At 69.1% G+C, this 15919-nt stretch carries 12 protein-coding genes; 9 read left to right on the top strand and 3 right to left on the bottom strand.

Features of this window, described 5'->3' with window-relative positions:
- Window positions 1-3 precede the first annotated feature (3 nt).
- From AC1RRR_RS05705 to AC1RRR_RS05680, 6 genes are all read left to right on the top strand, one after another.
- Entirely contained in the window at window positions 4-2661 is a 2658-nt protein-coding gene (locus AC1RRR_RS05705; protein WP_492811234.1) for a glycosyl hydrolase, read from the top strand.
- A 38-nt stretch (window positions 2662-2699) separates the two neighbouring features.
- Complete coding sequence (locus tag AC1RRR_RS05700; RefSeq protein ID WP_492811232.1) at window positions 2700-3659, top strand: 2-hydroxyacid dehydrogenase; 960 nt, start codon at window positions 2700-2702, stop codon at window positions 3657-3659.
- Window positions 3643-4425 carry a kinase gene (locus AC1RRR_RS05695; RefSeq protein WP_492811230.1) on the top strand — a complete coding sequence of 261 codons (783 nt, stop codon included), beginning with the start codon at window positions 3643-3645 and terminating at the stop codon, window positions 4423-4425. Before AC1RRR_RS05700 ends, AC1RRR_RS05695 begins: the two co-directional genes overlap by 17 nt.
- A 98-nt stretch (window positions 4426-4523) precedes the next feature.
- Complete coding sequence (locus AC1RRR_RS05690) at window positions 4524-5060, top strand: RNA polymerase sigma factor (protein WP_492811228.1); 537 nt, start codon at window positions 4524-4526, stop codon at window positions 5058-5060.
- A complete protein-coding gene (locus AC1RRR_RS05685) occupies window positions 5057-6070 on the top strand; it encodes a FecR family protein (protein WP_492811226.1) in 1014 nt (337 codons plus the stop codon). The genes AC1RRR_RS05690 and AC1RRR_RS05685 overlap by 4 nt, the downstream gene beginning before the upstream one ends.
- Before the next feature lie 77 nt (window positions 6071-6147).
- A complete protein-coding gene (locus tag AC1RRR_RS05680) occupies window positions 6148-6759 on the top strand; it encodes a hydrolase (RefSeq protein WP_492811224.1) in 612 nt (203 codons plus the stop codon).
- A gap of 43 nt (window positions 6760-6802) precedes the next feature.
- On the opposite strand, the gene AC1RRR_RS05675 is transcribed toward AC1RRR_RS05680, so the two are convergent.
- From AC1RRR_RS05675 to AC1RRR_RS05665, 3 genes are all read right to left on the bottom strand, one after another.
- The gene (locus AC1RRR_RS05675) at window positions 6803-7279 is read right to left on the bottom strand and encodes a cupin domain-containing protein (RefSeq protein ID WP_492811222.1); all 477 of its coding nucleotides are present in this window, start codon (window positions 7277-7279) and stop codon (window positions 6803-6805) included.
- Window positions 7276-8196 carry an alpha/beta fold hydrolase gene (locus AC1RRR_RS05670; RefSeq protein ID WP_492811220.1) on the bottom strand — a complete coding sequence of 307 codons (921 nt, stop codon included), beginning with the start codon at window positions 8194-8196 and terminating at the stop codon, window positions 7276-7278. Before AC1RRR_RS05670 ends, AC1RRR_RS05675 begins: the two co-directional genes overlap by 4 nt.
- 83 nt (window positions 8197-8279) lie before the next feature.
- Complete coding sequence (locus tag AC1RRR_RS05665; protein ID WP_492811218.1) at window positions 8280-11354, bottom strand: TonB-dependent receptor plug domain-containing protein; 3075 nt, start codon at window positions 11352-11354, stop codon at window positions 8280-8282.
- Between the two features lie 155 nt (window positions 11355-11509).
- Here AC1RRR_RS05665 and AC1RRR_RS05660 point away from each other — a divergent pair, with 155 nt between their 5' ends.
- The 3 genes from AC1RRR_RS05660 to AC1RRR_RS05650 all read left to right on the top strand — a co-directional run bounded on the left by AC1RRR_RS05660 (window position 11510) and on the right by AC1RRR_RS05650 (window position 15878).
- A complete protein-coding gene (locus AC1RRR_RS05660; protein ID WP_492811216.1) occupies window positions 11510-12091 on the top strand; it encodes an RNA polymerase sigma factor in 582 nt (193 codons plus the stop codon).
- Window positions 12055-13002, top strand: coding sequence for a FecR family protein (locus tag AC1RRR_RS05655; RefSeq protein ID WP_492811214.1), 948 nt, complete (start codon window positions 12055-12057; stop codon window positions 13000-13002). The genes AC1RRR_RS05660 and AC1RRR_RS05655 overlap by 37 nt, the downstream gene beginning before the upstream one ends.
- 74 nt (window positions 13003-13076) lie before the next feature.
- Window positions 13077-15878 (top strand): TonB-dependent receptor, encoded by a 2802-nt coding sequence (locus AC1RRR_RS05650; protein WP_492811213.1) that lies wholly within the window; start codon window positions 13077-13079, stop codon window positions 15876-15878.
- Window positions 15879-15919 lie beyond the last annotated feature (41 nt).

The raw sequence follows: 15919 nt of genomic DNA, 5'->3' as shown, positions 1-15919 counted from the left end.
AGCATGCGGGCGACACGACGTGGATTCCTGCTCGGCGCCAGCGCGCTGGGCCTCTCGACGGCCTTGCCCGCGACGGCGGCGAGCCGGCCGGGTCTGGCGCAGCTGGCCGCCGGGTTCGTCCAGCCGCCCGCCGACAGCCGGCTCATGGTCCGCTGGTGGTGGTTCGGCGGCGCGGTCGAGGCCGACGAGATCGTCCGCGAGATCAAGGCGATGAAGGCAGGCGGCTTCGGGGGCTTCGAGATCCAGCCGGTCTATCCGCTGTCGCTGGACGATCCCAAGCTGGGCATCCGCAACAAGCCGTACCTGTCGAAGGACTTCCTGGACATGGTCTCGGTCGCGGTGCGGACGGGGCGCGCCGAAGGCTTGCGCGCCGACATGACCCTGGGCTCGGGCTGGCCCTTCGGAGGACCACATATCGACCCGGAGATCGCCGCCTCGAAGGTCGTCAAGCTGGACCTGCCCGCGCCCGGCGGCGCCGAGGGCGCAGACCTGCCGGCGCTCGAGCCGGGTCAGCGCTATATCGCCGCCTTCGTCGGGACCTCGCCGGCCGACGCCCAACCTGTCGAGATCCGAGGCGCGCGCGCCGTGTTCGCCAAGGCCTCAGCGGACCGGACCCTGTATCTGATCCAGCAGGCGCGCACCCGCCAGCAGGTCAAGCGCCCGACGGTCGGCTCGGAAGGCTTCGTGCTCGACCACCTGAACGCCCGCGCCGTTCGCAAGCATCTCGACACCGTGGGCGAACCGTTGCTGGCGGCGTTCGGTGAGGACCGACCCTACGCCATCTTCAGCGACAGCCTGGAGGCCTACGGATCCAACTGGACCGACGACCTGTTGCCTGAGTTCAAGGCCCGCCGCGGCTATGACCTGGCCCCGCATCTGCTGAGCCTGTTCCACGACACCGACCGCTCGGCGGGCGTGCGTTACGACTGGGGCCTGACGCTGTCGGAGCTGGTCAACGAGCATTACCTGTCCCAGGTCAGCGCCTGGGCCAAGTCGCGTCAGACCCTGTTCCGCTCGCAGACCTACGGCACGCCTGCCGTGACCCTGTCCTCCAACCGCCTGGTCGACCTGGCCGAAGGGGAGGGCGCGGAATGGCGGCAGGCGAACTCGACCCGCTGGGCCAGTTCCGCCAACCACCTGTACGGCCAGCCGGTGACCTCGGCCGAGAGTTTCACCTGGCTGCACAAGGGCGCCTTCCGGGCGACGCCGCTGGACATCAAGGCCGAGGCCGATGTGCTGATGCTGCAGGGCGTCAACCAGTTCATCGTGCACGGCTGGCCGTACTCGCCGCCCAAGGTCGCCGAACCCGGCTGGGCGCTGTACGCGGCGGCGGTGTTCAACGACCACAATCCGTGGTGGCCGGTGATGGCGGACGTGAACCTCTATCTGCAGCGCCTGAGCCACCTGCTGCGCCAGGGCGAGAACGTCGCCGACGTCGCCCTGTACGTGCCGACCGAGGACATCATGTCGGGCTTCCAGCCGGGCAAGGACGTCTCGATCAATGACGTGCTGCGCAAGACCTTCCCGGAGGCCGTCCTGGATGGGCTGCTCGACGGCGGCTACAATTTCGACCTGATCGACGGCGACGCCATCCTGCGCCGGGGGATCGACCACAACGTCCTGCTGCTGCCCCACATCGAACGCATCACGCCGGAGGCCTATGAGCGCATCCGCGCCTTCGCCGAGGCTGGCGGGATCGTCATCGCGGTTGGCGCGCCGCCGTCCAAGGCGCCGGGGCTGAAGGACGCCCAGAGCCACCGTGTCGCCGAGCTGTCGAAGGCCGTGTTCAGCGCCAAGCGCACGGCCGTCACGGACGAGGCCGGACTGGTCGGAACACTCAACGGTTTCCTGCCGCCTGACCTCGGCGGAGCGCCCAAGGGCGTCGGCTACGTCCATCGCCAGCTGGAAGGCGGCGACCTCTATTTCGTCGCCAACACCACCAATGCGCCGGTCACCGCCAAGCTGGCGTTCGGAGCCTCGGCGGAGCTCGGCCAAGCCTGGGATCCGGTGACGGGGACCGCCGACAGCTTCAAGCCCGGCAGCGAGGTTCGCCTGGCGCCGTTCGGGTCCCGCGTCTTCGTCTTCGGTCGTGACATGGCGCCGCCGCGCGAGGTTATTCCGGCGGAAGAACGCAGCCTGCCCCTGACAGGCGGCTGGCGCGTGAAGGTGGGCGCCAAGACGCGCGAAGCCTTCGGCTCCTGGACCGACGAGCCCTCGCTTCAGCACTATTCCGGCCAGGGGACCTATACCCGTGACGTCGAGCTGACGGCCGCCGATCTCAACGCACCGGCGATCGCGCTCGATCTCGGGGCAGGCGGGCCGGGTGTCGCCAACGAGCGCAAGGGACCCGGTTACTACGCCCAGTACGACGCGCCAGTTCGTGACGCGGCCGAGGTGTTCGTCAACGGCCAGCGGGCCGGCGCCATCTGGTGCGCGCCGTTCCGGCTGGACCTGAAGCCCTTCCTGAAGCCCGGCCGCAACCGGCTGGAGATCCGGGTCTACAACACCGCGATCAACGAACTGGCTGGCCGTCCGCCAACCGACTACACGGCCCTGCGCAACGTCTATGGCGACCGTTTCCAGCCGCAAAACATGGCCGAGCTGAAACCCCTGCCGTCGGGCCTGATCGCCGAGCCGACCCTGAGGTTTGGCCCGACCTAGGGCTGGTCGCTCTAGTCGCGGACCTCTACGAAAGCGGGATGATGAAGCCGAAAATCCTGATCAGCCGCTCCTGGCCCGACGCCGTCCAGCAGCGCTTGGCCGCACGCTACGACGTGACGCTGAACGCGACCGACACGCCGATGACGATCGCCCAGCTGCGGGCGGCGATGACCCAGCACGACGCCATCTGCCCGACGGTGTCGGACAAGATGCCCGCCGAGGTGCTGAGCACGCCCGGCGCGCGTGTGAAGATCGTCGCCAACTACGGCGTGGGCTTCGAGCACATCGACCTGGGCGCCGCCAAGGCCGCCGGCATCGTGGTGACCAATACCCCCGACGTGCTGACCGATGCGACGGCCGAGCTGGCTGTGCTGCTGATGCTGATGACCAGCCGGCGGGCCGGGGAGGGCGAGCGTGAGCTGCGGGAGGGTCGATGGGCCGGCTGGCGGCCGACTCACCTTCTGGGCCAGTCGCTGACGGGCAAGACCCTGGGCTTGGTAGGTTACGGCCGCATCGCCCGCGCCACCGCCAGGCGCGCCAAGGCGGCGCTGGGCATGGAGCTCGCCTACTACAGCCGCCGGCAAGTGACGGACGAGGACGGCGCGACCTATCACGAGAGCCTGGAAAGCCTGGCGGCGGTCTCGGACGTGTTGTCGCTGCACACGCCAGGCGGCGCCGAGACGCATCATCTGGTGAACGCCGCGCTGCTGTCGCGGATGAAGCCGACGGCGATCCTGATCAACACCGCGCGCGGCTCGGTCGTGAACGAGGCGGACCTGGCCAAGGCCCTGGCCGACGGCGTCATCGCCGGCGCCGGCCTGGACGTCTATCAGGGCGAGCCCAAGGTGAACCCGCTGCTGCTGGGCGCGCCCAACACCGTGCTGCTGCCGCACCTGGGCAGCGCCACGCTCGAGACGCGGACGGCCATGGGCATGCGCACGGCCGACAATCTCGACGCCTTCTTCGACGGAAAGCCGCCCCGTGACCGCGTCGCTTGACGCCGTCGAGCAGGCCCTGGACGGCTGGCGCGGCGACGGGCCGTTCGTCCTGGGCGTCTGCGGGGCGCAGGGCTCGGGCAAGTCGACCCTGGCTGAGGGGCTGACGGCGCGCCTCGAGGCCCGCGGCCTGCGAGCGGCGACGCTGTCGATCGACGATCTCTACTTCTCGCGCGCCGAGCGGGCGCGGTTGGGCCAGGTGGTCCATCCGCTGTTCGCGACGCGGGGCGTTCCCGGCACCCATGATACGGAAGCGGGCATCCGCCTGCTGGACGCTGTCCGCGCCGGCGCCGACGTGGTGCTGCCACGCTTCGACAAGGCCACGGACGAACCCGCATCCACCGGGACAGCGGTGGAAGGGCCGTTGGACGTTCTGGTCTTCGAAGGCTGGTGCGTCGGCGCTCGCCCCCAGGACGACATGGCCCTGAGGGCGCCGATCAACGCCCTGGAGGCCGAGCACGATCCGAGCCTGGTGTGGCGCCGTTTCTCCAACCTGGCTCTGGCCACGGACTACGCCGAACTCTTCGCCCGCATCGACCGACTGGTGCTGCTGGCCGCGCCGGGCTTCGAGGTGGTGCGCGGCTGGCGCATCCAGCAGGAGCACGACCTGCGCGCCCGCGTGGGCGAGAGCGCGCGGACGATGACCGACGCCGAGATCGGGGTCTTCATTCAGCACTACGAGCGCCTGACCCGCCACATCCTGTCCGACATGCCGGCCTATGCGGACCTGACGCTGCGGCTGAACGAGCGCCGCGGCCTCGAGGCCTGACGTCAATCGGCACGATTTCCCCACCGACGTGATGAGGACTTCGCGCGCCGCTGCGTTTTGCCTTCTCGAAAGCCGGCATCGGCTGGCCGGAGGCTCTGATGAGAATGGCGCGAGAGGAGGCCGACGCCGCCGCGCGCGCGGACGTCTTCGCTCGTCAGGCCGCGGCGATGCGTGGGCCCCTGGCCGCCTATTTCCGTCGCCGGGTGCGCAACGCCGGCGAGGTCGAGGACCTGGTGCAGGAGGTCTTCTTGCGCCTGACCGTGCGCGGCACGCCCGACAACACCGACCACGCCAGCGCCTACATCTTCCAGACCGCCGCCAGCGTCCTGGCCGACCGCTACCGCCGCCGCACGGTCCGTCATGCCGACGAGCATGTCGCCCTGGATCCGGACCTGAGCGGTGAGCAGGACTTCGATCCGGCCCGGATCTATGCCGGCAAGCAGGCTTTGAACGCGGCCGCCGCGGCCCTGATGACCATGCCGGAGCGGACGCGGACCATCTTCCTGCTGCGCCGGATCGACGGCCTGCGCCACCAGGCGATCGCCTCTCAGCTGGGGCTCTCGGTCAGCGCGGTGGAGAAGCACATGGTTCGCGCCATCGAGCATCTGATGGCCCACGCGGGAGACGCCCGATGACCCGCGTGACCCCGGCCCAAGCCGCCGCCCAATGGCTGGCCCACGACGACCTCGACCAGTCGCCCCAGCGCGAGCAGTTCGCCGCCTGGCTGGACGAAAGCCAGGAGAACCGCGACGCCTGGGGCCAGGTGCATCGGGTGTGGGCGATTTTCGATGACGCCGACGACAGCGACCTGATCGCCGCGATGGCGCGGGCGGCCCGTCGGGCGGGACCCGAGCCCGTCGCCAAGCCTTGGCTGCCACGCCTGATCGCGGCGTCGATCGCCATCGCGGCGGTATCGGCGGCGCTGTTGCTCGGGGCCGGGCAAGACTGGTTCAGGCGCGAGGCCAGGCCCGTGCAGGTCGCGACGGCGCCCTCGCTCACCGCCGAGGGCCGGCCCGACTATGTCACCGGCAAGGGGCAGAAGTCCGTGGTCGACCTGCCGGACGGCACGCGGGTGACCTTGGACGCTGACAGCGCCCTGGACGTGGCCTTCACCGATGGGCGACGCGATCTGCGCCTGCTGAGCGGCCACGCCTTCTTCGACGTCGCCCACGATCGCGCTCATCCCTTCGCCGTGCAGGCGGACGGGCGCGTGGTCACGGCGCTGGGCACCCAATTCGACGTGCAGGTGACGCCGGGCTCTGTGAGGGTGGTTCTGGCCGAGGGGATCGTCTCGGTGGCCTCGGTTGGCGGACAAGCGGTCAGGCTCGCGCCAGGCCAGGCGTTCGCGGCCAGGACCGGCGCGGCGGGTGCGGTGTCGTCGACCAATGTGGACGAAGCCTTGGCCTGGAAGCAGGGCGTGGTCGAATTCCGCGACCAGCAGCTGTCCGAGGCCGTCGCCCAGCTGAACCGCTACACGCGCGCTCGGATCGTCATCCGTGATCCCAAGGTCGCGGCGCTGCGGATCACCGGCGTCTTCAAGACCGGCGACATCAAGCGGTTCGGCCGATCGGTGTCGCAGGTGCTGCCGGTGCGGATGATCGCCCGCGATGTCGACACCTATGAACTGGTCTCGACCCGGCGCTGAGGAGTTCCGGCAACCTTGCGTTCCCCCTTAGGGAGCGTCGCAGGTCGTCGCTCGAAACCCTTGAGCGAGAACCGAAAATGACATCGCCCTCGACCATCCGCGACCCGCTGGCGGACCACCTGCTGACGCCGCAGAACGCGGCCCTGCTGATCATCGACTTCCAGCCGGTGCAGGTCTCGTCCATCGTCACGATGGAGAAGCGCCTGCTGATCGCTAACGTCACGAACCTGGCCAGGACGGCCAAGCTGTATGACCTGCCGGTGGTGCTGACCACGGTGAACGTGGCCACGGGCCTCAACACCCCGACCATCAAGCCGATCACCGACGTCCTGCCCGACGTGCAGCCGATCGACCGCACCGCCATCAACGCTTGGGAGGACGACGACTTCGTCGCCGCCGTGAAGGCCACCGGCCGCAAGAAGCTGATCATGGTCGCCCTGTGGACCGAGGTCTGCTTGGCGTTTCCGGCCTTGGACGCCCTGGCCGAGGGCTATGACGTCTTCGCGGTGGTGGACGCCGTCGGCGGCACCTCGCAGCTGGCGCACGAGGCGGGCATTGACCGTGTGGTGCAGGCGGGCGGCAAGCCGGTCAGCTGGATCCAGGTGGCGTGCGAGTTGCAGCGCGACTGGAACCGCAAGGCCACGGCCGAGGGCTTCGCCGATATCGTTCTGCGCGCGGTCGGGCACTAAGGAAAAGGGGAGCAGGGCGGTCCGCCTTGCTCCCCACTTGGCCTCAGGGCTTGGGCGCGTCGGCCGGCTCGACATAGTCGGTGCTGGTCGGGCCATAGCCGGAGATGTAGACGACCGCGCCTTCCGGACCGGTCATGGCGAAGTGCTCGATGCCCGCTGGTTCGCTGTAGAAGCTGCCCGGCGGCAGCACCTTGACCAGGGCCTCGTCCGCCTTGCGTCCGTAGCCGAACCGCCAGACGCCGCCGACCACGATGGCGGTGCGGTCGTCGCGATGGCCGTGGGCGGCGATGCGGGTGTTCGGAGGGACCTTCAGCGCGATCGTGTAAGGACCGGCCTTGGTCGGATCGCCGTACAGCACCGTGGTGCGGATGCCGGTCACGCCCGAGGTGCCAGCCGTCGCGCCGCCCTGGGTCAGCGCCTGGATGTCCGCCGGGGCCAGACGCACCCGGCGCTCCTGGGCCGTCGCGGCGCCGGCGATTAGCAGCAGCGCCGCGCTGGCGAGGACGAGACGGCGGCTCATGGCTTGGCGTCCAGGAAGTTACGCACCAGCGTCACGGTGGCCTTGGGGTTCTCTTCCATGATCCAGTGGCCGGAGTCCGGCACCACGCCCTCGGTGACGTTGCTGGCGGCGAAACGCATCACGGTCGCCATCATCGGCCCGAACGACTTCTCGCCGCCAAGGGCCAGCACCGGCATGTCCAGCTTGCCCTCGGCCATGAAGGCCTTGTTGTCGATAGCGTCCTGGTCGAAAGCGGCGAACTGCGAGAAGCCGCCGTGCATGGCGCCCGGCTGGGCGTAGAGCTTGGCGTAGTGCTGGCGCGAGGCTTCGGTGAAGCGGGCGGGCGTGGCCGAGAACTCGTTCCAGAAGCGGTCCAGATAGATGCGCTCACGGCCGGCGACCAGGCGTTCCATGTCGGGGCCGCCGAAGCGGAAGTGCCACAGCAGGGGGTTCTTGAGGATCTCGTCCCACGGCCCGACGCCGGGCAGGGGCGCGTCGATCAGCACGAAACGATTGACCCGATCACGATGCTCGGCGGCGAAGGCGTAGCCGACCATGTTGCCGATGTCGTGGGTGACCAGGTCGACCTTGGTGACCTTCAGAGCGTCGAGCACGCCGGCCACGTCGCCACCTTGAGTCTTCTTGTCATAGCCGCCCGACGCCGGCTTGGACGACAGGCCCAGGCCTCGCAGGTCGGGCACGATCACGGTGTGGTCCTTGGCGAGGTCGGCGGCCATCGGCTCCCACATGTCGCCGGTCTCGCCATAGCCGTGCAACAGCACCACGGCAGGACCCTTGCCGCCAACCCGGACGTGGATCGTCACGCCGTTGGTGGCGATCTCCTGGGTCTTGAAGTCGGCCGGGAAGGGTGTGACCTGCGCGAGCGCTGATGTCGAAAGGGCTAGGGCCGCCAAGGCGACCGGGATGAGTTTGAGCACGGGCTGTCCTCCGAAGTGCGGGGCGTCCGGTCGGACGCCTTCACCAGGGGGAACGCAGGTTTTCGAAGAACCCTCACCAGGGCCTAGAAGTGTCCGGACAGGCTGAGCTCGAAGCGCCGCCGGCGCGGGTCGCTGCGATAGTCGTAGCCCATGTTGGCCGGGTCGGCGACGATCGGCGGGCTGGTGTCCAGCAGGTTCTGGACGGCGAAGCGCACGTCCAGCGACCGCAGGGCGTGGCCGGCCGGGAAATCGAAACGGCGGCGGGTCGCCAGGTCCAGATAGACGCGTGACGGGATGTAGGTCCGGCCCTGGTTGCGCGAGGTGGTCTGGATGATCCCGCTATAGGGCGACCACAGCGGGCTGGAGCGTCCCAGGTACTGGGCGTTGAGGTCCAGCAGCAGCGGGCCGCGCGTCCATTGCAGGCCCGCATTGCCGCGCCATTCCAAGGGGCCGTCGCGATAGCCTACCCGGTCCAACCAGGGCGTCTCGGGCCTGCGCCGGGTCCGCAAGGTCGGCTGCCAGGTGGCGGCGCCGTAGAGCTGGGTCTGGCCGCCCCGCACAGACGGCAGCGCCCAGTCGAGCTGGACATCGATCGTCTCGGCGACGGTGCGTCCGATGTTGGTCACGCCAGTGTAGAGGGCGGTGATCCGGCCGGCGGAATAGCCCAGGGCCGCGTCGGTGGGCGACAGAGGCTCGCGGACGACGTGCCTGGCATAACGCGCCTCGTCATTGATGACGGCCTGTGGGGTCAGGCCGAGAAGGCCGATCTCGTCGCGGATCTCGACCCGCGAGGCGTCGATCGAGACGCGCGGACCGCCGCGGCCCGACGGATTCAGCACCACGCCGACCGACCGCGTCAGGCCCTGTTCCTGGCCGATGTCGTGCCAGCCGTTGCGGCTCCAGATGTAGGGGCCGTCGGCGGAGAGGGCGCGCCCGCCGCGCTTGGGATCGGTCAGTCCGAAGGCGGCGATGGGGACGATGCCCATCTGCTGCAGCTGGCTCATGTCGGGCGGTGATTTTCCCGTCGCCGCGCTGGCGCGCAGCATCAGCCAGTCGGCCGGAAAGGTCCGGAGGCCCGCCGTATAGACGTCGGCCGTGTGACGGGTCGTGGCGCGGGTTCTGACGGTCGCTACGCCGTTCAGGACGATGTCGGGGAAGGTCATCCTGACCTGGTCGCGACGCACGGCCAGCTGCAGCTCCAGGCCCCGCGCCGGGACGAGCCGCGACGTGCGCGCCAGCAACGGCGCCCGCAGCTCGACATAGCCGGACGCTACCCGTTGGACCCGGTCGGGCGAGATGTTGAGGATCGTTCCGGCTTCGTTGATCTGCACATATTCGGTTTCCGGCATGCGCTCGCGCCGGATCTCGGTCAGCACGGTGGCCGTCAGCGGACCGCCCGGCAGCGTCATCAGCGGGCCGGCCGCGCGGACGACCCCGCTGCTGAACTGGGTGATGATCCGCGTGTGGTCGCTGCTCGGAATGGCATAGGCCATAGCCGCCGACTGCAAGGTCGCGAAGTCCCCCAGAGGCATGATCGGCGCCAGGCCCCGCGCGTTGGTCGAACCGGTCCGCAGGGCGGTGTCGAGGCCGGAGGGCGCGATCAGGCCCTCACGCTGATAGTCCACCAGCGCACGGCCGACCGTGTAGTCGACGGACGCCTTCCAGCGCCCGGGCAAGGTGGCGATCAGGCCTCCGGTCAGCCGGCGGACATCGACCGTGGTGGTCTTCTGGTCGGCCAGGCCGGGCAGGGGGAACGAGAAATTGACCGCATTGGCGAACAGGTTGCCGGCGGCGTCGGCGGCGATGATGCTGCGCGTGTTCATGGCCTTGGGCGTGTAGGCCCGCGCCCGGTCGTGCAGATCCAGGCCATCAACGAAGGCCTCGACCCGGTCGCCGATCCGCCGACGGGCGCTGAACAGGATGGAATAGGTCCTGGGCGTCGAGACCAGCGAGGTGTCGTCGCCGGCCATGCCCTTGGCCGGGTCGGTAGGCAGGCGGCCGGCATTGGCGATCAGCAGGGCCGCCTTCTCCTGGTCCGTGCCCTGGAAGCCGATCGGCAGGAAGGTGTAGACGCCGCTCAGAACCGTTCCGTCGTCCAGTCGCAAGGACTCGCCCGTGGCGCTGCGGACGGTGATCGCGTTCAACGCCCTGTTCTGGATCAGATATTCGGCCGGATTGTTCTTGGCCTGCAGCTCCAGGGACCGACGGGCGTAGTCGCGCTGGCCGACAGTGAGCGCCTGGGCGGCCGAGTAGGAGGCCGACAGCATCACGTCGGTGCGCCCGTGGTCGGGCGTGAAGCCCAGGCGGGCCTCGACGCGACCCCGGCCGGCGTCGCCACGACTGGACATCCCGGAGACCACGGTCAGGTCAGCGCCCCGGTAGTCGCGCTTCAACACCACATTGACGACCCCGCCAATGGCGTTGGGGCCATGGATGCCGCCGGCCGTGGCGGTCAGGGTTTCGATCCGTTCGATCGCGCCCAGGGGGATGGCGTTGATATCGCTCTGTTCCAGCCCGGTCATGCGCGTCGGCAGGCCAGGCAGACGGCGGCCGTCGACCAGGACCAGGGTCCGCTGCAAGCCGACGCCACGCAGGTCGATCGCCGAATTGGGCGCGCCGGTGTTGTTCACCTGCTGGCTGGGCGAGACCGCCTGGCCGTTGGCGGACAACCGCTCGCGCAGATACTGGTCGACATTGTCCTGGGACGCGACGGCCAGGTCGCGCGGGCTCACGACCCTGTAGGGCTGGATGTCGTTCTCTGTGCGGCGGATGTCGGCGTTTTGCGTGCGGCGGCCCGGCACTAGCACTTCGGAGATCGCGCCGTCGCCCGGGTCGACGATCTCGCGCCTGGGCAGTTCGAACAGCACGAAGACGCCGTCGACCGTGACCCGGTAGCCGACGCTCGAACCGGCTAGCAGCTGGGCGAGCGCCTGCTGCGTAGTCAACCGTCCCTTGACGGCAGCGGTTCGCCGTCCTCTGACCAGGTCCGCGGAATAGAGGATGTCGACGCCGTTTTCGCGGGCCAGTTCGCTCAAAGCGTCCTGCAGTGCGCCGGCGCGGACGTCGATGAGGGCAGGGGCCGCGTGCGCGGTCGCCGCCGTGGCCAGCAGAACGCCGACGCAGGTCCAGAGCCGGAATGCGGGTCGGTGCGAATGCATACCTTCCCCCAAAGGCGCCGGATCACCAGCGCGGTATCTAGGCCTGTCCCGGCGGACGCGCGAGTCCCATCGCGCCGATCGTCAGCAAACTGACACGTCCGCCCGCTAGTGCAGCGCTCCAAGGAGTCGGCGAGTCGCCGACGGGACACCGCGCGATGGCCTGGCTACGTGAGATCGACAAGTGGTTCGCCGAGGCGGTGCTGCCGTCCGCGCCCGTCTATCGCGCCTATGCCCGCAAGCTGACGGGCGACGCGGTAGAGGCCGAGGATCTGGTGCAGGAAGCCTATGCCAAGGTGCTGGGCGTGCCCGACTGGCGACGCCTGGAGCAGCCCGAGCGCTTCGTCCTGACCATCATCCGCAACCTGGCCTTCGAGCGGTTCCGCCGGGCCAAGGTGGTGGGCATTCGCCAGATCGGGGTGCTGGAGATGGAAGCCCTGCCAGACCCGGCGCCGGACGCCCACGCCGTGACCAGCGCCCGCGAGGAGCTGCTACGGGTGCTGGAGGCGGTCGACCGCTTGCCCGAACAGTGCCGGCGGGTGGTCACTTTACGAAAAATGGAGGGGCTTTCGCCGGGCCAGATAGCGGTTCGGTTGAACTTGTCCATCTCTACGGTTGAGAAGCATCTGGCCAAGGGGCTGATGCTCCTGACCAAGTCCCTGGCGGCGAGTGAAGGTCGCGGGATCGGGAGTAAAGCGGGTACATGGCGAAAACGGGCGATCAAGACAGAAACGCGCTGATCGCCCAGGCTTCGGAATGGCTGGCGCGTCTGGACGCCGGTCGTGCCGACCCCGCCGAGTTCGAGGCCTGGCGCGACGCCGATCCGCGCCGCGCCGCCGCCTTCGCCGAGGTCGCCGCCGCCTGGAGCAAGCTGGACGCCTTGCGCGACGCCGAGCCACTACGGCGGCCGGCGATGAACCGTCGCGCCTGGCTGGGCGGGGGCCTAGCCCTGGCCGCCGGGCTCTCCGGCGCGGCCTATCTGGGGCGTGATCAGCTGCTGCGCGCCCGCACTGTCACCGGCGTCGGCGAGCGGCGCACCCTGGCTCTGCCCGACGGCAGCTCGGTCGAGCTCAATACCGACACCGAGGTGCTGTGGCGCTTCGACCGCAAGCATCGGCGACTGTGGCTGCGGCGCGGGGAGGTGGCCCTGACCATCGCCCAGGACGTCCTGCGGCCGTTCGAGCTGTTCACCGAGCAGGGGCTCGCCCGCCTGGCGTCGGGCCAATTCAACGCCCGCCTGCGGCCGGCGGGCCTGGACCTGATCGTCCTGGCCGGCCGCGCGGCCATCGAGACCGCCGCCGGTGCGGGGCAGGCGGCCGTGGAGACCGCCACCGACGCCCGGCAGGCCTTGGCCATCACGGCCGCCGGCGTGGCCGTGGCCGCCGCGCCCGAGGCCGAGGTCCAGGCGGTCCAGGCCTGGCGGCGTGGTGAAATCGTTTTCGAAGGTCAGCGGCTGTCCGAGGCGGTCGAGGAATATAACCGCTACCTCGTCCGAAAGCTGGTTATAGAAGACGCCAAGGTCGGCGCCATGCGCCTGGGTGGCCGGTTCCTGACCGACAATCCCGAAACCTTCCTCGAAGCCCTGCGGACGACGTTCGGTCTACGGATCATCGAGGATGGTCCGTCACGAATTCTTCTCAAATCTCGATAGAGGTTTTTCCCGGCCCTTTCATCTTCCCGAGCGAGACGCCGATTTCCGGCGAGACCAAAACGGGGCGAAATACGATGACTAGGTCTTGGACGCCGCGCATCGGCGCGTGCTTGCTTCTGGCCACGACGGCGCTGGTGACCCCTGTGGTCGCTCAAGCTCAAACGGCCGCGCGCGTGGAGTTCAACATTCCGGCCGGCGACACCGCCCAGGCCCTGACCGCCTTCTCGCGCCAGGCCGGCGTGCAGATCCTGTTCCCCTACGACGTGGCCGCCAAGCACCGCACGAGCGGTCTGCAAGGCGCGTTCGGCCGTGAAGACGCCGTCCGCAAGCTGATCGACGGCAGCGAGCTGGAGATCGCCTCGGCCACCGCCCAGGTCATCACCCTGCGCCAGCGGGGCGCTGGCCCTTTGGCCGCCGGCTCGGCCGCCGCTGATGTGTCGACGGTCGAGGAACTGATCGTCACCTCGCGCGCCGGCTCGGACGCCCGCACCCGCCTGGCGACCAGCTACGCCGTCACCACCATGAACGAAGAGGCCCTGCGCCTGCGCTCGCCGATGGGCGTGGCCGATGCGCTGAAGTCGGTGCCCGGCTTCTGGGTCGAGGCCTCGGGCGGCGAGGCCAGCGCCAACATCCGTGCGCGCGGCATTCCGCAGGAGGGCTTCTCGGCCATCGCCCTGCAGGAAGACGGCGCGCCGATCCAGCATGACGGCGGCCTGGGCTATCTGAACGCCGACCAGTCGTTCCGCCTGGACGAGACCATCGACCGCATCGAAGTGGTGCGCGGCGGCCCGTCGTCGATCTTCGCCTCGTACGCCCCGGGCGGCACGGTCAACTTCATCACCCGCAAGGGCGACGTGAAGGAAGGCATCATCAAGATCCAGGGCAGCGACTATGGCCTGAAGCGCGTCGACGCCTACTACGGCGGTCCGGTCGGCGACTGGCGCATGGGCGTCGGCGGCTTCTGGCGCGAGGATGACGGCATCCGCGATCCGGGCTTCACGGCCAACAAGGGCTACCAGGTCCGCGCCTCGATCGGCCGTGACTTCGAGCGCGGCAGCTTCGACTTCAACATCAAGCACCTGGACGACAACGTCATCCTGTTCGCCGGCGTGCCGCTGAAGTTCAACGCCGAGGGCGAGCCCAGCGCCGCGCCGGGCTTCGACCCGCTGACCGGCACCCTGTCGGGTCCCGAGACCAACAAGCTGACCCTGCGCGGCCCCAAGGGTCCGTTCGACTGGGACCTGTCGCGCGGCACCGAGGTCAAGCTGACTCAGGCCACCGCCGAGCTGAAGTACGAGATCGCCGACGGGTGGCATCTGCAGGAGACGCTGCGCTACCGGACCTCGGAGTCCAAGCGCATCGGCCTGTTCCCCAACACCCCGGTGACCGGCGCGGCCCGCATCGCCCAGTATCGCGCGGCCCTGCTGGCCGCCACGCCGGGCGCGACCGACGTGCAGCTGCGCTATTCGACCAACCCGAGCGAGGTGTTCAGCACCACGGGCGCTGGCCAGAACGGCAACGGCCTCGTGCTGGACGGTTCGCTACGTTACGTCTCCGTCCCGCTGGACGAGCTGATCAGCGACACCCGCCTGCTGCACAAGTTCGAGATCGGCGGCCAGACCCACGACGTGGCGTTCGGCTTCTACCGCGCCCATGTCGAGGAAGCCTTCAACCGCTATTCGGCTAACGCCCTGCTGGACGTGCGTGAGAACGCCCGCCACCTGGACCTGGTGGCTGTCGACGCCTCGGGCAAGATCCTGTCCAGCCTGACCGAGAACGGCATCAGCCGCTACGGCGCCGAGTTCGCCAATGGCGATGGCAAGTCCAACACCACGGCGCTCTACCTGACCGACGAGTGGCAGGTGACCCCGAGCCTGCGCATTGACGCCGGCGTGCGCTGGGAGCGGACCGAATTCACCGGCCGCAGCGAGCGCACCGCCACGATCAATCTGGGCCTCTCGTCGACCCCGGCCGACGACACCGTGCTGGCCGGCTCGGGCGTCTATGACCGCCTGAACAAGAAGTTCGAGCACAGCGGCTGGACCGTCGGCGCCGACTATCGGATCAACCAGCAGATGGGCCTGTTCGCCCGCTACACCTCGGCGTTCCGCCTGCCGTCGCTGGGCGACTACATCACCAACGCCAGCAACACCTCGCCGTTCATCCAGACGATGGATCTGATGGAGGGCGGCTACAAGCTGTCCACCGGCAAGCTGGACCTGTACGCCACGGTCTTCCACACGGCCTATGACGCCCTGAGCTTCGGCAGCCTGGTGTTCAACCCGACCACCGGCGCCTACGTCTCCCAGACCAGCATCACCGACACCAAGACCCTGGGCCTGGAACTGGAAGGCACGCTGCGTCCGGTTTCGTGGTTTGACCTGGGTTTCAGCGCCACGATCCAGGATCCCAAGTTCGGCGACTACAAGTTCGAGGAGGCCTGCACGGTCGCCGCCTCGGACCCGACCTGCCAAGTCAAGCCGCCGGCCGGCACGGCCAGCCGCACCCGCGACTTCACGGGCAAGCAGCTGATCCGCGTGCCCAAGACGGCCTTCCGCCTGACGCCGGGCGTAAACCTGCTGGACCGCCGCCTGCGCCTGGAGAGCAGCATCGAGCGCTACGGCGACCGCTATTCGGACGCCGCCAACACCTCGAAGCTGTCGGCCTACACCCTGGTCAACGCCACGGTGCGGTTCAACGTCACCGACCAGCTCTCGGTCTACGCCTACGGCACCAACCTGACCAACGAGCTGGGCCTGACCGAGGGCAACCCCCGCGCCGGCCAGATCATCAGCGGCGAGGCCGGAGCCCTGTACGGCATCGGTCGTCCGGAGTTCGGCCGGGCCTTCAAGGCGGCGCTTCTCTACAAGTTCTAAGGCGCGCCGCCTGATTTCCTTCCCCTGAAACTTGGGCGGCC

It is taken from the genome of Caulobacter sp. GW821-FHT12D05, assembly GCF_058807295.1.
This window is presented reverse-complemented; position numbering and strand designations above follow the sequence as displayed.